General features: G+C 66.5%; 13 protein-coding genes, 1 tRNA gene and 1 pseudogene. 12 read left to right on the top strand and 3 right to left on the bottom strand.

Translation table 11 applies throughout. From position 1 onward, the window contains the following. Positions 1–65: 65 nt before the first annotated feature. The 6 genes and pseudogenes from QRM95_RS19105 to QRM95_RS19080 all read left to right on the top strand — a co-directional run bounded on the left by QRM95_RS19105 (position 66) and on the right by QRM95_RS19080 (position 5,599). Positions 66–1,277 carry a pseudouridine synthase gene (locus tag QRM95_RS19105; RefSeq protein ID WP_285249006.1) on the top strand — a complete coding sequence of 404 codons (1,212 nt, stop codon included), beginning with the start codon at positions 66–68 and terminating at the stop codon, positions 1,275–1,277. Positions 1,278–1,280: 3 nt separating this feature from the next. After that, complete coding sequence (locus QRM95_RS19100; protein WP_285249005.1) at positions 1,281–2,390, top strand: prephenate dehydrogenase; 1,110 nt, start codon at positions 1,281–1,283, stop codon at positions 2,388–2,390. Then, positions 2,390–3,103 carry a (d)CMP kinase gene (gene cmk / locus QRM95_RS19095; protein ID WP_018763520.1) on the top strand — a complete coding sequence of 238 codons (714 nt, stop codon included), beginning with the start codon at positions 2,390–2,392 and terminating at the stop codon, positions 3,101–3,103. Before QRM95_RS19100 ends, cmk begins: the two co-directional genes overlap by 1 nt. Further along, positions 3,096–3,813, top strand: a pseudogene (locus QRM95_RS19090) (lysophospholipid acyltransferase family protein). The gene cmk and the pseudogene QRM95_RS19090 overlap by 8 nt, the downstream one beginning before the upstream one ends. A 10-nt stretch (positions 3,814–3,823) precedes the next feature. Continuing rightward, on the top strand, positions 3,824–5,374 hold the full coding sequence (der, locus tag QRM95_RS19085; RefSeq protein ID WP_285249004.1) for a ribosome biogenesis GTPase Der: 1,551 nt from the start codon (positions 3,824–3,826) through the stop codon (positions 5,372–5,374). A gap of 148 nt (positions 5,375–5,522) precedes the next feature. Continuing rightward, positions 5,523–5,599: transfer RNA gene (locus tag QRM95_RS19080), tRNA-Pro, on the top strand. A 97-nt stretch (positions 5,600–5,696) separates the two neighbouring features. Here the strand turns inward: QRM95_RS19080 and QRM95_RS19075 are convergent. After that, positions 5,697–6,566: an Fpg/Nei family DNA glycosylase gene (locus QRM95_RS19075; protein WP_285249003.1), complete on the bottom strand. Its 870-nt coding sequence runs from the start codon at positions 6,564–6,566 to the stop codon at positions 5,697–5,699. A gap of 167 nt (positions 6,567–6,733) precedes the next feature. Between QRM95_RS19075 and gcvH the strand changes: the two genes are divergently transcribed. The 5 genes from gcvH (at position 6,734) to QRM95_RS19050 (ending at position 9,821) form a co-directional block, all read left to right on the top strand. Beyond that, positions 6,734–7,120, top strand: a complete 387-nt coding sequence (gcvH, locus tag QRM95_RS19070) for a glycine cleavage system protein GcvH (protein ID WP_018763524.1) — start codon at positions 6,734–6,736, stop codon at positions 7,118–7,120. 156 nt (positions 7,121–7,276) lie between these two features. After that, the gene (locus tag QRM95_RS19065) at positions 7,277–7,753 is read left to right on the top strand and encodes an FHA domain-containing protein (protein ID WP_018763525.1); all 477 of its coding nucleotides are present in this window, start codon (positions 7,277–7,279) and stop codon (positions 7,751–7,753) included. A gap of 23 nt (positions 7,754–7,776) precedes the next feature. Beyond that, positions 7,777–8,493 (top strand): transcriptional regulator FtsR, encoded by a 717-nt coding sequence (ftsR, locus tag QRM95_RS19060; RefSeq protein WP_018763526.1) that lies wholly within the window; start codon positions 7,777–7,779, stop codon positions 8,491–8,493. Next, positions 8,493–8,996: a bifunctional nuclease family protein gene (locus QRM95_RS19055; protein WP_285249002.1), complete on the top strand. Its 504-nt coding sequence runs from the start codon at positions 8,493–8,495 to the stop codon at positions 8,994–8,996. Before ftsR ends, QRM95_RS19055 begins: the two co-directional genes overlap by 1 nt. A 231-nt stretch (positions 8,997–9,227) precedes the next feature. Next, positions 9,228–9,821 (top strand): MerR family transcriptional regulator, encoded by a 594-nt coding sequence (locus QRM95_RS19050; RefSeq protein ID WP_018763528.1) that lies wholly within the window; start codon positions 9,228–9,230, stop codon positions 9,819–9,821. Positions 9,822–9,887: 66 nt separating this feature from the next. On the opposite strand, the gene QRM95_RS19045 is transcribed toward QRM95_RS19050, so the two are convergent. Beyond that, a complete protein-coding gene (locus QRM95_RS19045; RefSeq protein WP_285249001.1) occupies positions 9,888–10,706 on the bottom strand; it encodes a ParA family protein in 819 nt (272 codons plus the stop codon). Between the two features lie 302 nt (positions 10,707–11,008). Between QRM95_RS19045 and QRM95_RS19040 the strand changes: the two genes are divergently transcribed. Continuing rightward, positions 11,009–14,407, top strand: coding sequence for a pyruvate carboxylase (locus QRM95_RS19040; protein ID WP_285249000.1), 3,399 nt, complete (start codon positions 11,009–11,011; stop codon positions 14,405–14,407). Between the two features lie 72 nt (positions 14,408–14,479). Here QRM95_RS19040 and QRM95_RS19035 read toward each other — a convergent pair whose 3' ends face one another. Beyond that, positions 14,480–16,288, bottom strand: coding sequence for an AMP-dependent synthetase/ligase (locus tag QRM95_RS19035; protein ID WP_285248999.1), 1,809 nt, complete (start codon positions 16,286–16,288; stop codon positions 14,480–14,482). Between the last annotated feature and the right edge of the window lie 117 nt (positions 16,289–16,405).

Here is a 16,405-nt window from a genome sequence, read left to right as displayed (position 1 = left end):
GTCTGCACGGCTGGCTAGGGTTGTCCTTGGACATCTCTGCGGGCCAAAACATCGAAGGACGGGTCATGACACAGGCGGGACGCCAGGGTTCACCACGTAACGGATCAGGACGCGGCGGGAGCGACCGCAACGCGTCACAGCGCGGGAATTCACCCCAGCGCGGCAACCAGGGCGGAGGCTCACGGGGCGGCGCGGCAAAGCGTGCGTCCGCGTTCGGCGGCGACCGCCCGCAGCGGGCACCTAAGCCGCGCGAGGAGCGCTTCATCGACCCCGACCTTGCCGGGGACCAGCAAGGACGCGCAGCAGGAGGCTCCAAGCCGGCCGCGCCGTCGTCGCGCAAGCCCGCAGCCCGCAAGCCGGGGTCCAAGAAGGCCCCCGGAACTCCCGGCGCACCCAAGCCCAAATCGCGGACGGGCGCGCCCGGCGCCGCCGCCTCCCGCGCCTTCGGCAGCGAACGCTTCGGCCAGAACCTCGGCCCGGTCCGCAAACCGGCCCGCAGGAAGGGCCCCCGCGGCAACGTTCCCCAGTCCGAACTCCACGATGCCGACGGCGTCCGCCTCCAGAAGGTGATGGCGTCGGCTGGAGTGGCGTCCCGGCGTGTCTGCGAAGAGATGATCGCGGAGGGCCGGGTGGAAGTGGACGGCCAGGTGGTCACCGAGCTCGGTGTCCGCGTCGATCCCAAGACCGCCGTCATCCACGTCGACGGCCTGCGGATCCAGCTCGACGAAAACCTGGTCTACATGGTGTTCAACAAGCCCAAGGGCGTGGTATCCACCATGGAGGACCCGGAGGGCCGCCCCTGCATCAGCGACTTCCTGAAGAACAACAAGAACACCGGCGAACGCCTCTTCCACGTGGGCCGGCTGGACGTCGCCACCGAGGGGCTGCTGCTGCTGACCAACGACGGCGAGCTCGCCAACCGGCTGACCCACCCCTCCTACGAGGTACCCAAGACCTACCTGGTCCAGGTGCGCGGGCCGTTCCCGCAGGGTGTTGGTGCCCAGCTGAAGGCCGGCGTCGAGCTTGAGGACGGTTTTGCCAGCGTCGATTCCTTCCGACTGGTGGACTCCACGCCCGGCCACGTGCTGATCGAGGTTGTACTCCACTCCGGCAAGAACCGGATCGTCCGCCGCCTCTTCGACGCCGTCGGGTTCCCGGTGCAGCGGCTTGTCCGCGTCAAGGTGGGCCCCATTGGGCTCGGAGACCAGCGACAGGGCAGCATCCGCAACCTGGGCAAGCAGGAAGTCGGCCACCTGCTGGCATCCGTAGGGCTCTGATCCATGTCCGCGTTCAAAAGCCACGGCCGCGGCCACCTGGACGGGCCTGTGGTGGTCATTGGCGCCGGACTGCTGGGTGCCAGCATCGGGCTGGGCCTGCGGGGGCGCGGCGTAGCGGTGTTCCTGTCCGACCCCTCACCCACCAACCAGGCAGTGGCGGTGGATATCGGGGCGGGCCGCCCGCTGTCCGAGCTCGGCAGCGGAAAAGCCCAACTCGTGGTGGTTGCCGCCCCGCCGGACGTTACGGCCGACGTCGTCTGCCAGGCACTCTCCGACTACCCTGACGCCGTGGTCGTGGACATTGCCAGCGTCAAGGCGGACATCCTTGCCCGGCTTCGGAGCCTGGATGCCGACCTTTCACGGTATGTGGGCACGCACCCCATGGCCGGCAGGGAAAAGTCCGGTCCGGTAGCCGCCCGCGGCGAGCTGTTCACTTCCATGCCGTGGGTGCTCTGCCCGTCAGAGGAAACTTCGGACCACGCCTTGCAGGTGGCCCGCTCTCTTGCCTCGGACCTCGGCGCCGTCGTCTCGCAGTTCACGGCGGAGGAACACGATGAAGCCGTCGCCCTGGTGTCGCACCTGCCCCAGGTCATGTCTTCGCTGCTGGCCAGCCGGCTGCAGGGCACGCCGCTGCATGCCCTGTCCCTGGCGGGCAACGGCCTGCGCGACGTCACCAGGATCGCCGCCAGCGATCCCACCCTGTGGGTTCAGATCCTGGGCGGCAACGCGGCCAAGGTCGTGGAGATCCTTTACGGCGTCCGCGAGGACCTGAACCGGCTCATCGGAACCTTGGAGCAGCCCACTGCACCGGGCGCCCGCCTGGACCTGGCCCAGCTCATCAGCGAGGGCAACGCCGGGCAGGCGCGGATTCCCGGCAAGCACGGCGGCCCACCGCAGGCGTACTCCTGGCTGACGGTGCTGGTGGATGACAAACCGGGCCAGATCGCGCAGCTGCTCACCGAGATCGGTGAAATCGGCGTGAATGTCGAAGATCTTCGGCTGGATCATTCATCCGGACAAAACGTCGGCATGGTGGAATTGTCAGTGTTGCCGAACAAGCACGACCACCTGATCGAAGCCCTCAACGACCGCGGATGGCGGGTACTCCAGTAATGACACAGGAACTTCTCGAAACCATGCGCGCGCTGCGTATCGGCCGGCCCCTGGTGGTCGCCATCGACGGGCCGTCCGGCTCCGGTAAATCCAGCGTGAGCAAGGAGGTCGCCCGCCGGCTCCGGCTTGCCTACCTGGACACCGGTGCCATGTACCGTGCCCTGACCTGGTACTGCGTGAGCGAGGGCATCGACCTGGCGGACACCCCTGCCGTGGAGCAGGCGTCCCGCGACTTTGTGCTGGAATTGAGCACCAGCCCGCAGGAGGAATACGTGCGGGTCGGCGGCGTGGACGTCACTGACGCCATCCGTGAGCCCGCAATCTCCTCGGCCGTCAGCGCCGTCGCCACCACCCTCGGCGCCCGGACCGAACTGATCCGCCGGCAGCGGGACCTGATTGAAAAGCATCACCGCCGCATGGTGGTGGAAGGCCGGGACATCACCACCGTCGTCGCGCCCGGCGCCGAAGTGCGCATGCTCCTCACGGCCAGCGAGGAAGCCCGCCTGCGCCGGCGCGGCATCCAACTGGGCGGCACCCAGAACGCCGAACAACTTGCCGCCCAGGTCACGCACCGGGACGCCAAGGACTCAACCGTGGTCAACTTCACGCAGGCAGCGGACGGCGTGGTCACCCTGGACTCCTCGGACTTGGACTTCGAACAGACCGTGGACGCCGCGCTCGTGATCGTCACCAAGGTGCTCAACCGTGACTGACACCGGAGCCGGCCTGCCGTCCGGTTTGACCACGGTATGGAGCAGGCCCGTGGGCTGGGTGCTGGACCACGTGGTTTACCGGACCTCCGTGACCGGGAGGAGCAACGTCCCCACCGGCGGTCCCGTCATCTTTGCGGCCAACCACATCAGCTTCCTGGACGGGCCGGTGATGTTCGGCGCGGCCCCCCGGCCGATGCACATCCTGGTGAAGCAGGAGATGTTCAAAGGCTTCCTGGGCCGGGTCCTCACCGCCTCCGGACAACTTCCCGTGGACCGGCGCGGGGACCGGGGCGCGCTGCAGCGCAGCAAGGCTGTGCTCGACGCCGGACGCTGCGTTGGGATTCTTCCGGAGGGTACGCGGGGGAGCGGGGCAGCAGCGGACATCAACGGCGGCGTGGCGTGGCTGGCCCTGAACACCGGCGCGCCGGTGGTTCCGGTGGCCATCCTCGGGACCCGCCAGGGAGCCGAACACCTCGATTCCGTTCCGCGGCCCGGGCGGCGCTTCCACGTCAGCTTCGGGACAGCCCTTACCCTGGCCCGCCGGGCCGGCGAAAGCGGGCGTGCTTCAATGGACAGGGCGGCGCAGGAAATCCGTGCGGCCCTGGCCGGGCATGTCCAGGACACCATCACCACCAGCGGGCAGCCCTTGCCTTTCGCTGGTCACCAAGACCTGACAGCAGTAGCCGGGGACGCCGGCAGATGACCACTAAGGACAGTGCAATGAGCGACACCACCCAGACTTCCGGGCATTCCGGTGCCGGCGACGACGAATACGTACCCTCCGGCAGCGACCAGGTCGCCGAACGGCTGGCGGCAATAGACGACGACGAAGCGGAGCTGCGTGCCGCCTCCCTCCGGGCCGGCCTTGAGGACTACGACCTCGACGAGGACGACGCCGCCCTGCTCAGCGGGGATTACGGCGACGAAGACCTTGAGGGCCCTCTTAAGCTGGATCCGGTCCTGGCCATTATCGGCCGCCCGAACGTGGGCAAATCTACGCTGGTGAACCGAATCCTGGGCCGGCGCGAGGCCGTGGTGGAGGACACCCCCGGCGTCACCCGGGACCGCGTCATGTACTCGGCGAACTGGAACGGCCGCAACTTCACTTTGGTGGACACCGGCGGATGGGAACATGACGCCCGCGGCATCCACGCCCGCGTGGCCGAGCAGGCCGAGATGGCCGTGGAACTTGCCGACGCCGTCCTCTTCGTGGTGGACTCCGCCGTCGGCGCCACCGCCACGGACGAAGGCGTCATGAAGATGCTCCGCCGCAGCAAGAAGCCGGTCATCATGGTGGCCAACAAGGTGGACGACTTCGCCCAGGAAGCGGACAGCGCCGCGCTGTGGGGCCTCGGCTTCGGTGAACCGTACCCGGTATCAGCGCTCCACGGCCGCGGCGTGGCCGACCTCCTGGACCACGTCATGGACGTCCTCCCCGAGTTCTCCACCGTCGAGGGCGTAGAACGGTCCGGCGGTCCCCGCCGGATCGCCCTGATCGGCCGTCCCAACGTGGGCAAGTCCTCGCTGCTGAACAAGCTCGCCGGATCCGAACGCGTGGTGGTGGACAATACCGCCGGCACCACCCGTGACCCCGTTGACGAATTCATCGAACTCGGCGGCCGCACGTGGCGCTTCGTGGACACCGCCGGTATCCGCCGCCGCCAGCACATGGCCCAGGGCGCGGACTACTATGCCTCCCTGCGGACGCAGGCCGCGCTCGAAAAGGCGGAGGTCGCCGTCGTCCTCCTCGCGGTGGACGAGGTCCTCAGTGAACAGGACGTCCGTATCCTGCAGCTGGCCATCGAGTCCGGACGCGCCCTGGTGCTGGCCTTCAACAAGTGGGACCTGCTCGACGACGAACGCCGCCGCTACCTGGAACGGGAAATCGAGCAGGACCTTGCCCACGTTGAGTGGGCTCCGCGGGTCAACATCTCCGCCAAGACCGGCTGGCACAAAGACCGCCTGGTTCCGGCCCTGGACCTGGCCCTGGAGAACTGGGACCGGCGCATCCCCACCGGGCGCCTCAATGCCTTCCTTGGCGAACTCGTGGCCGCGCACCCGCACCCGGTCCGCGGCGGCAAGCAGCCACGCATCCTCTTCGGCACCCAGGCCTCCAGCCGGCCGCCGAAGTTCGTCTTGTTCACCACCGGCTTCCTGGACCCCGGTTACCGCCGGTTCATCACCCGCCGGCTGCGCGAAACCTTCGGCTTCGAAGGCACCCCCATCGAGGTCAGCATGCGCGTGCGTGAGAAGCGCGGCCGGAAGCGTTAATTGCGACACACCTTGGGGCTGATCACCGGAAAGTGTCACAGGCACCCCTCCGGATCGTGTAAGCTCTTCTAGGTGGTTCGGCCGGACTGCTGATGGAAATCCTTGGAGGAATCCCTGGATCCGGATCAGCGGAGAACGGCGGAACCAGCGGGCTGTAGCGCAGCTTGGTAGCGCACTTGACTGGGGGTCAAGGGGTCGCAGGTTCAAATCCTGTCAGCCCGACCAAAAAGCGGAAAGCGCCGGAGATCATCTCCGGCGCTTTCCGCTTTTTTGGCGTTCCCGGCCGTTCCCGGTCCGGCCGGGTGCCTGGTTCCGGGACTGCCTATTTCAAGAACTTCGACGTCCTCCGGTCTGCCAGGATCTTGCCCTTCGTCTGGCAGGTGGGGCAGTACTGCAGCGCCGTGTCCGCGAAAGAGACTTCACGGACGGTATCGCCGCAGACAGGGCAGGGCTGGCCGGCGCGGGCGTGCACCCGCATGTGGCTTCGCTTGACGTCCTTGAGGTCTTTGGGCGGCTTGCCGCGGGCTTCCACCAGCGCCTGGCCCAGCACGCTGTGGATCGCGTCATAAAGCACCTGGACCGTCTCCCGGTCCAGGGACTTGGCGATGGCGAACGGGGAGATCCGCGCGGCGTGCAGGATTTCGTCGCTGTAGGCATTGCCGATGCCTGCAATGACGCTTTGGCTGCGCAGGAGCCCCTTGATTTGCTGCGAACTGCCCTGCAGGATCTCCGCCAGCATGCCGGCGTCGAACGCCTCCGTGAACGGATCGGGACCCAGCGCCGCAATGCCCGGCACATCCTGCGGATCGCGCACCACGTAAACCGCGAGGCTCTTCTTGGTGCCCGCTTCGGTCAGGTCCAGGCCCCGCGGGCCGTCCGGGCCGTTGAAGGTGCACCGGACGGCGATCAGCCCCTTGCCCATCCTCAGCTGGCTGTCCGCGGGGGAGTCGGTGAAGCGAACCCACCCCGCGCGCGCCAGGTGGAACACCAGCGACACGCCCGCGGCGTCGATGCTGATGAATTTTCCAAACCGCCGGACCCCGGAAACCAGCTGTCCCTCAAGGGCGCTGAAGGGCGGGTCGGCGGTTTTGAGGACGGCGAAGGACACGATCTGCAACCTTGAGATCGTGCACCCGCGCAGCTGTTCGTCCAGGAACGTGGCCAGGCCGGCCACTTCGGGCAGTTCCGGCATGGCTTACCTGCCCCGCCGCAAGGATGCTGCACCAGTGCTTGCACTCATGGGTCCCATCTTGTCAGAAACCCCGGTGCCCGCCCCGGCAGTTATGCCTATACTTTCAGCGGCGGCCCGATTTCCGGGCCCCTCGTGACCTTGGCGCGCACCCCGATGAAAGGCCCCCCATGAGCAACATTCCCGAAGACCTGTCCTACACCGCCGAACATGAGTGGGTTACGGCCCCCAATGCCGACGGCGTGGTCCGCGTGGGAATCACCGACTTCGCCCAGGACGCCCTTGGCGACGTCGTCTACGCCCAGATGCCCGAAGTCGGCACGAAGATTACGGCAAACGAAGTGGTGGGCGAAGTCGAGTCCACCAAGAGCGTGAGCGACATCTACGCGCCCGTTTCCGGTGAAGTCGTGGCGCGCAACGACTCCCTGGACAGCGATTCTGCCCTGATCAACACCGATCCCTACGGTGATGGCTGGCTTATCGAGGTCAAACTGGCCGAACCTGACGCCGTCGAGTCGCTGCTCAGTGCATCGGAGTACGAACAACAGGTAGGCTAAAGCTAACCGGTTAATCCGGTCCGGCCCCGCATTGCAGGCAGGACGTCTTCGCACGTCAGTGGCCGGATCGGGAGCCGGTGCCGGACCTGCCGGGCAGGGTCGGTGAGCAATCGTCGGTTGCGGGCCAAGGCCCTGCACATCTAAGAGGAGGAATCCATGGCTGGCCACAGACACAACCCTGCCGATGGGGATTACGGCACGGGTGCGGCTAAGGCGTCGGAGACCACCTCGATCCATCTCACGCCGGTCACCGATGAGCCCACCATCGCCCCGAAGCTTTCCTCGGACGAGCGCAATTCCGTGGAGGCCCTGCCTGCCGGTTCCGCGCTGCTGGTGGCCCACAGCGGCCCGAACGCCGGTGCCCGGTTCCTCCTGGATTCGGACGTAACCACCGCCGGCCGCCATCCGGATGCGGATATCTTCCTGGACGATGTCACGGTCTCGCGCCGGCACGTCGAGTTCCGCCGCACCGCGCGCAGCTTCGAAGTCGTGGATAAGAACAGCCTCAATGGCACCTACGTCAACCATGACCGGGTGGACAGCGTGGAGCTCAAGTCCGGCAGTGAAGTCCAGATCGGCAAGTTCCGCCTCACCTTCTACCTGAGCCCTGCCACGGCTGCAGGCCGCAGCTGACCCGGGGACCACTGCCTGTGGCAATGGCACAACCGGAACGCCGGGGCCCCCAGGTCCTGAATATCGGCGAGGTCCTCGCCCAGCTCAGTGCTGACTTCCCGGGCATGACGGCGTCGAAGATCCGTTTCCTTGAGGAAAAGGGCCTGATTAATCCGCGCCGCACACCTGCCGGCTACCGCCAGTATTCGGACGGCGACGTCGAACGCCTGCGGTTCGTGCTCGCCCTGCAGCGCGACCAGTACCTGCCCCTGAAGGTCATCAAGGACTACCTTGACGCGATCGACAGGGGAGAGCGGCCGGAAAACCTGCCGCCCGGCGTCGTGGTGTCCCCGCGTATCGTCTCGGACGAACTTGCCGCCGAGTTGCAGAACAGGGGACGGAAACTGAGCGAGGAGCAGCTTCGGACCGAATCCGGAGCCAGCGTCCCCTTGCTGCAATCCCTGCTGAGCTTCGGCCTCATCAGCCACAGCAACGGACAGTTCGACGAGCATGCCCTCCAAGTCGCCCGCGCGTGCGTGCAGCTTGAAAGCCATGGGCTCGAGCCGCGCCACCTTCGCCCTTTCCAGGCGGCGGCCGAGAGGGAATTTGGCCTGGTGGAACGTGCCGTCGCGCCGCTGGCCTCGCGCAAGGACTCGGCATCGCAGGCACGAGCGGCCGAGGCCGCCCGCGAGATCAGCGATCTTTGCCTCACCCTGCACCGGGCCCTGGTGCAAGACCACATCTCACGCATGGACATCTGATGATTGAAGTAGAGATCGTAGGCGTTCGCATCGAATTGCCGTCCAACCAGCCGCTGGTCCTGCTCAAGGAGATGCACGGCGAACGCCACGTACCCATCTGGATCGGCACCCCTGAGGCCAGTGCCATTGCGCTGGCACAGCAGGGTGTTGTCCCGCCCCGGCCCATGACGCACGACCTCCTGGTGGACGTGGTGGAGTCGCTGGGGCACTCCGTTGTCAGCGTCAACATCGTGGCTGTGGAGGACAACATTTTTTACGGCCAGCTGCAGTTCGAGAACGGCATCACGGTCAGCTCCCGCGCCTCCGACGCCCTGGCCATCGCGCTGCGGGCCAAGTGCCGGATCTGGTGTGCCGATTCGGTCATGGACGAGGCCGGAGTGCGCATCACGGAGCACGATGAGGGGGAGGACACCGAGCCGGGCCCCACGGTGGACGAGGAGCGCGAAATGCGCCGGTTCCGCGAGTTCCTCGACGATGTGGAGCCCGAGGATTTCGACGGCTAAGGTCACGTTAAGGTTAAAGTTGAGGCTGAAAGTTTCGACACGCCTCTTCGAACCCCTCAACGTCTTTGACCTCGGGACCTGCCGGGCCTAACGTCGAAGTATCAAGTTCCCTTGCTTACGGCAGCCGCGCAAGTCACACTGGAAAGTGCGCCCCGCGACAATTACACGCATGGTCTTCATGCCGAAGCTGCCTTAGAGAGTTCCTGGGAGCGTACGACAAGGAGGATCCAGGTGAGTCCCAAAGGCGAAGCAGGCGGGCTGAAACAGCCCACGGCTGGTGTTGCTGTGCCCGTGAGCGGTGCCCAGGGCCTCCTGTTCACCGAGGACCTTCCGGTACTGGATGAGGACGCAGGCTACCGCGGACCCACTGCCTGCAAGGCGGCCGGCATCACTTACCGGCAGCTCGACTACTGGGCGAGGACCGGTCTGGTGGAACCCGCCGTCCGCGGTGCCGCAGGCTCCGGCTCACAGCGGCTTTACGGGTTCCGCGACATCCTTGTCCTCAAGGTGGTCAAGCGCCTCCTGGATACCGGGGTTTCCCTGCAACAGATCCGGACCGCCGTCGAACACCTGCGGGAACGCGGAGTTGAGGACCTGGCGCAGATCACGCTCATGAGCGACGGCGCCAGCGTCTACGAATGCACCTCAGCTGACGAGGTCATCGACCTGGTCCAGGGCGGACAGGGCGTCTTCGGCATCGCCGTCGGCCGCGTCTGGCGGGAAGTGGAGGGCAGCCTCGCGTCGCTGCCCAGCGAACATGCCGCGGAGCAGTCCTTTCCCGACGACGAACTAAGCAAGCGCCGTGCGGCGCGGAAGATCAGCTGACACGGTTTCCAATAAGTAAGGGCCACCCTCCGGACGGAGGGTGGCCCTTACTCGTTGTAACGGGTCCTAGCGGGTACGGCTGCGCAGGCCGGCGCCTGCGGCCATGAGGTTGGCCAGGAGGTCGTCAAACAACGCTGCCGCGGACTTGGCCGAGTCGCCGGGCCAGTGATGCACGGGGTGGGCCGCACCCTGGATCTGCTGCCAGTTGGCCTGTTCCGGGATCCTCGGGCTCAGCAGGAGTTCGCCGAACATGGATTCCATCTCCGCCAGCCGGTAGGTGTGCTCGGAGGAGCCCGTGCGGACCCGGTTGGCCACGATGCCGGCAGGCGAAAGGTTGGGGGCGAACTCCTGGCGGAACAGCTGGATGGCACGCATGGTCCGTTCGGTACCTGCCACCGAGAAGAGGCCCGGCTCGGCGACCAGGGCAACCTTGTCGCTGGCTGCCCAGGCCATGCGGGTCAGCCCGTTGAGGGACGGCGGGCAGTCGATCAGGACCAGCTGGTAGTCCTCGGCACCGGCGAGTACGGCCGACAGCCTGCGGAGGTCGCGGCGGCCAAGGTCCGGCCGGTCGTAGATGCCCGTGTAGGCGGAGCCGACGGCGACGTCCAGGACGGCGGGGCCGGAACCATTGGCGGGGACGCGGTCAGCCCAGTTGCTTCGCACTACGTTCTCGGCCAATTTTGCCCGGCGGGGGCTCTTCAGCATCCTGCCGATGTCCAGGTGATCTCCGGGCTGGACTCCCAGGGCCGTGGTGGCGTCGGCATGCGGATCGAGGTCCACCACCAGCGTGCGAATTCCGGCGGCAAGCGCCGCAGACGCCAATCCTGTGGTGACGGAAGTCTTGCCGACTCCACCCTTAAGGCTGCTGATGCTGACTACTTGCACTTGAGAGACCAAAACCTAACGCCGGATGCCGTGTTGGGGGTAATGTTTGCCTCGGCAGAGCCGAAGCCGGACGGTCCTGCCGCCCTACTCATCATATGTTGATGCGTCGGCGAATCCTGTTTTATCGCGCGTCGGCATGGCATCGACTGTGCTGCCGGGGCGGTTTCCGCCAGCCAGGCTGAAAGCGTTCGGGACATGACGGGGAAATCTGTGATGGTGGCCACAAAGATTTGTGTTTGTCCTTGTAGGTCCTAGACACTGTGACCACTCATCGATCCACCCCGCAATGATGCAGGAGAAGTATGTTTTCCAAAGTTCTGGTGGCCAACCGCGGTGAAATCGCGATCAGGGCCTTCCGCGCCGGCTATGAGCTGGGCGCCAAGACCGTTGCCGTTTTTCCGCAGGAGGACCGAAACTCGATCCACCGCCAGAAAGCGGACGAGGCCTACCTGATCGGCGAGGAAGGACACCCGGTCCGGGCCTACCTGGACGTGGCCGAGGTGGTCCGGGTTGCCAAGGAGTCCGGCGCGGACGCCATCTACCCGGGGTACGGCTTCCTCTCCGAGAACCCTGAGCTAGCCCGCGCGGCGAAGGCCGCGGGCATCACTTTCGTGGGTCCGCCTGCGGAAGTGCTGGAGCTTGCCGGCAACAAGGTCGCGGCCCTCAAGGCTGCCCGCGAGGCCGGTGTCCCGGTGCTGAAGTCCAGCGAGCCCTCCAAGGACCTGGACGAGCTGCTGGCGGCCGCCGATGAGATCGGATTCCCCATCTTCGCCAAGGCTGTAGCCGGCGGCGGCGGCCGCGGCATGCGCCGGGTGGACACCCGGGAAGCCCTGCCTGAGGCCCTGAAGTCCGCCATGCGCGAGGCGGACGCGGCGTTCGGTGACCCCACCATGTTCCTGGAGCAGGCCGTCCTGCGCCCCCGCCACATCGAAGTGCAGATCCTTGCTGACGCAGAGGGCAACGTCATGCACCTCTTCGAGCGCGACTGCTCCATCCAGCGGCGGCACCAGAAGGTCATCGAGATCGCCCCCGCCCCCAACCTCGATGAGGGAATCCGGCAGGCCCTCTACCGGGACGCCGTGAAGTTCGCCAAGGCCCTGAACTACGTCAACGCCGGCACGGTCGAATTCCTGGTGGACACCGAGGGTGAGCGCGCCGGCCAGCACGTCTTCATCGAAATGAACCCCCGCATCCAGGTGGAGCACACCGTCACCGAGGAAGTCACGGACGTGGACCTGGTGCAGGCCCAGATGCGGATCGCCTCCGGCGAGACCCTGGCCGACCTTGGACTGTCCCAGGACACCGTCAAGCTCCGCGGCGCCGCCTTGCAAAGCCGCATCACCACCGAGGATCCCGCCAACGGTTTTCGGCCCGACGTCGGAAAGATCACCGGGTACCGCTCGGCCGGCGGCGCCGGCGTGCGGCTCGACGGCGGCACGGTGTACTCCGGTGCCGAGATCAGCCCCCACTTCGACTCCATGCTGGTCAAGCTCACCTGCCGCGGCCGGGACTACCCGTCAGCGGTGGCCCGTGCCCGCCGGGCGCTGGCCGAGTTCCGCATCCGCGGTGTCTCCACGAACATCCCCTTCCTCCAGGCCGTCCTGGACGACCCCGATTTCATCGCAGGCGACGTCGCCACCAACTTCATCGACCAGCGCCCTGAGCTGCTCAAGGCCCGTGTCTCGGCCGACCGTGGCACCAAGCTCCTGACGTGGCTCGCCGAGGTCACCGTCAACAAGCCCAACGGCGAGCTGACTGTGCACTCCAACCCGGCCGACAAGCTGCCCGACGTCAAGGGCAAGGAGGCGGCTGCGGGTTCGCGCCAGAGGCTCCTCGAGCTGGGCCCGGAGGGCTTCGCCAAGGCACTGCGCGAGCAGACGGCCGTGGCGGTCACGGACACCACGTTCCGCGACGCACACCAGTCCCTGCTGGCCACCCGCGTCCGCACCCGCGACCTCGTTGCCGCCGGGCCTGCCGTCACGGCGTTGCTCCCGCAGCTGCTGTCCGTTGAGGCATGGGGCGGTGCAACCTACGATGTTGCCCTGCGCTTCCTCGGCGAGGACCCCTGGGACCGGCTCGCTGCGCTCCGCAAGGCGATGCCGAACGTGTGCATCCAGATGCTCCTGCGCGGACGCAACACGGTTGGTTACACGCCGTACCCCGAAGAGGTGACCGAGGCCTTCGTCAACGAGGCCGCCGCCACCGGCATCGATATCTTCCGTATCTTTGACGCCTTGAACGACGTCAACCAGATGGCCCCGGCCATCCGCGCGGTCCGCGCCACCGGCACCGCCGTCGCCGAAGTGGCGCTCTGCTACACCGGCGACATGCTGGACCCGGAAGAGAAGCTCTACACCCTGGACTACTACCTGGCACTGGCGCAGAAGATCGTGGACGCCGGCGCCCACATCCTGGCGATCAAGGACATGGCGGGCCTGCTCCGCCCTGCGGCGGCAGCAAAGCTCGTGGCCGCCCTGCGGGAACGGTTCGACCTGCCCGTCCACCTGCACACCCACGATACTGCGGGCGGCCAGCTGGCCACCCTGCTCGCCGCCGTCGACGCCGGTGTGGACGCCGTGGACGTCGCAGCGGCATCGCTGGCCGGAACCACCAGCCAGCCCTCGGCGTCGGCCCTGGTCGCGGCCCTGGCGCACACGCCGCGCGACACCGGCATCAGCCTGGACGCCGTCAGCTCACTGGAACCGTACTGGGAAGCGGTGCGCCGCGTCTACGCTCCGTTCGAGTCCGGCCTGCCGGGCCCCACGGGCCGCGTATACAAGCACGAAATCCCGGGCGGCCAGTTGTCCAACCTCCGCCAGCAGGCCATGGCTTTGGGCCTGGGCGAGCGGTTCGAAGCGATCGAGGACATGTATACGGCCGCGGACAGGATCCTGGGCCACCTGGTGAAGGTGACGCCGTCCTCGAAGGTGGTGGGCGACCTTGCGCTCCACCTGGTGGGCCTCAACGCCGATCCCGCGGATTTTGAAGCGAATCCGCAGAATTACGACATCCCCGACTCCGTCATCGGTTTCCTGTCCGGCGAGCTCGGTGATCCTCCGGGAGGCTGGCCCGAGCCCTTCCGTACCAAGGCCCTGCAGGGCAGGAGCGTGAAGGTCCGCGATGCCGAGCTCAGCGCCGAGGACAGTGCGGCACTGAAGTCCGATTCGAAGACCCGCCAGCACACGCTGAACCGGTTGCTTTTCGACGGACCCACCAAGGACTACCTCAAGAGCGTGGACACGTACGGCAACATTTCCGTGCTGGACACCCGCGACTACCTCTACGGCCTCCAGCGCGGCACGGAGCACGAAATCCAGCTGGAACGCGGCGTCCGCCTTATCGCCTCCCTGGAAGCCGTTTCGGAGCCTGACGAGAAGGGCATGCGCACCGTCATGTGCACCCTCAACGGCCAGTCCAGGCCGGTCGTGGTGCGCGACCGTTCCGTGGTCAGTAACGTCAAGGCGGCCGAGAAAGCCGATCCCGGCCAGCCCGGCCAGGTGGCCGCACCCTTCGCCGGCGCCGTCACTGTCACCGTCAAGCCCGGCGACACGGTCAAGGCCGGAGACACCGTGGCAACGATCGAGGCGATGAAGATGGAAGCTTCCATCACGACGCCGGTAGCCGGCAAGGTGGCCAGGCTCGCCATCTCCGCCGTCGAGCAGGTCCAAGGCGGGGATCTGCTGCTGGTGATCGAGGAGTAGACGGGCCACAGCCCGGCAAACGAAGGGGGCCTCCCGGCAACGGGAGGCCCCCTTCGATGTGCTGACGCCCTGTTACGAACGCGGCGCGGAGTACATTTCCTCGATGACCGTTTCGAAGTCCTTCATCACCTGGGCCCGCTTCACCTTCATGGAGGGGGTCAGGTGCCCGGAGGCCTCGGTGAAGTCCGCCGGAACGATCCGGAAGGACTTGATGGCCTCGGCCTGGGACACCGACGTGTTTGCGGCGGTGATCAGGTCCTGGACGGCCGCCTTCACCACCGGATTGCCCGCGGCCTGCTCGAGCGTGGTGTCCGCTGGAAGGCCGTGGCGCTGGAGCCAGCCCGGCAGTGCTTCCTGGTCCAGGGTGACCAAGGCACCGATGAAGGGCCTGTTGTCGCCCACCACCAGGACCTGGGAGACCAGGGCGTCAGCGCGGATCTGGTCCTCCAGGAGGGCCGGGATCACATTCTTGCCCCCGGCCGTAACGATGATCTCCTTCTTACGCCCGGTGATCCATACGAAGCCTTCCTCGTCCAGCCGGCCGATGTCACCGGTGTGGAACCAGCCGTCCGTGAATGCCTCGGCGGTGAGGTCTTCCCGACGGTAGTAGCCCCGCATGACGCAGACGCCCTTGGCCAGGATCTCGCCGTCGTCGGCGATCTTGACCGCGTTGCCCGGCAGCGGCTTGCCCACTGATCCGATCTTGATCCGTGAAGGCGTGTTGACTGTGATGGGAGCGGTGGTCTCGGTAAGTCCGTATCCCTCCAGCACCTGCAGCCCGATTCCTTGGAAGAAGTGACCCAGCCGCTCACCCAGGGGGCCGCCGCCGGACACTGCGTGCGCGACGTGTCCGCCCATCGCCGCCCGCAACTTGCCGTACACCAGTTTATCGAACAGGGCGTGGCGCAGCTTCAGGCCCAGCCCCACCCGTCCGTCCTGGCGTGCCTTGGAAAATGCGATGGCGGTTTCGGCTGCCCGATGGAAGATGGCACCCTTGCCGCCGTCCTCCGCTTTGGTCAGGGCGGAGTTGTAGACCTTCTCGAAGACCCTAGGGACCGCCAGGATGAAGGTGGGTTCGTAGCTCTGCAGGTCGCCGAGGAGGTTCTTGATGTCGGGGGTGTGGGCCACGGTGGTGCCTGCGGCCATCGCAAGCACGGAAATAAAGCGGGCGAACACGTGGGCCATCGGCAGGAACATGATGGTCTTGGCGTTCTCGTGGACGATGTCGCCGATGATGGCCAGGGCGTTGTCCGAGAGCTCCACGAAGTTCCCGTGCGTCAGCTCGCAGCCCTTGGGCCGTCCCGTGGTTCCCGAGGTGTAGATGATGGTGGCGACGTCGCCAAGGTTCGGTGCGCTGCGTCGCCCTTCGAGTTCTTCATCGGTGACGTCCCGGCCGGCATCGCGGAGCGCGTCGAGTCCCTGGCCCTCAAGCTGCCAGACGTGCTGCACGTCGGTGAGCCCCTCGGCCGTAACGGCCTGGCGGACGACGTTCTCGTGGTGCGCGGATTCGGCGAAAGCGGCCACAGCGCCCGAATCGCCGAGGTTCCAGGCGACCTGGGACGGGGAGGACGTTTCGTAGATGGGGACCGACACCGCACCGGCGAACCAGATGGAGAAGTCGACCAGGGCCCACTCATAGCGGGTACGGGACATGATGCCCACGCGGTCGCCTGCAGCGACGCCGCTGGCGATCAGGCCCTTGGCCAAGGCCCTGACATCGGCCAGGAACTCTGTGGCGGCCACGTTCTCCCACGCGCCCGCGGCATCCAGGCGCGAAAACAGTGCCGGATTGCTGGCCTTGCCTGCCTGCCGCAACACCAGGTCGGTGATGTTGGATTCGGGTGGGACAACAACCAGGGGCGGAACACTGAATTCGCGCACTATAGCTCCTTTGATATCTGAAGTCCCGCGCAAGGGGTTTGCCTAAAGACTAATACCCCGGGCGGGACCGTGCAGTACACAAACCTACTGGCGAGTAACTTAGCCGTCAATGAGCGC

The organism is Pseudarthrobacter sp. efr-133-R2A-89 (genome assembly GCF_030209315.1).
Lineage (GTDB): Bacteria > Actinomycetota > Actinomycetes > Actinomycetales > Micrococcaceae > Arthrobacter.
This window is presented reverse-complemented; position numbering and strand designations above follow the sequence as displayed.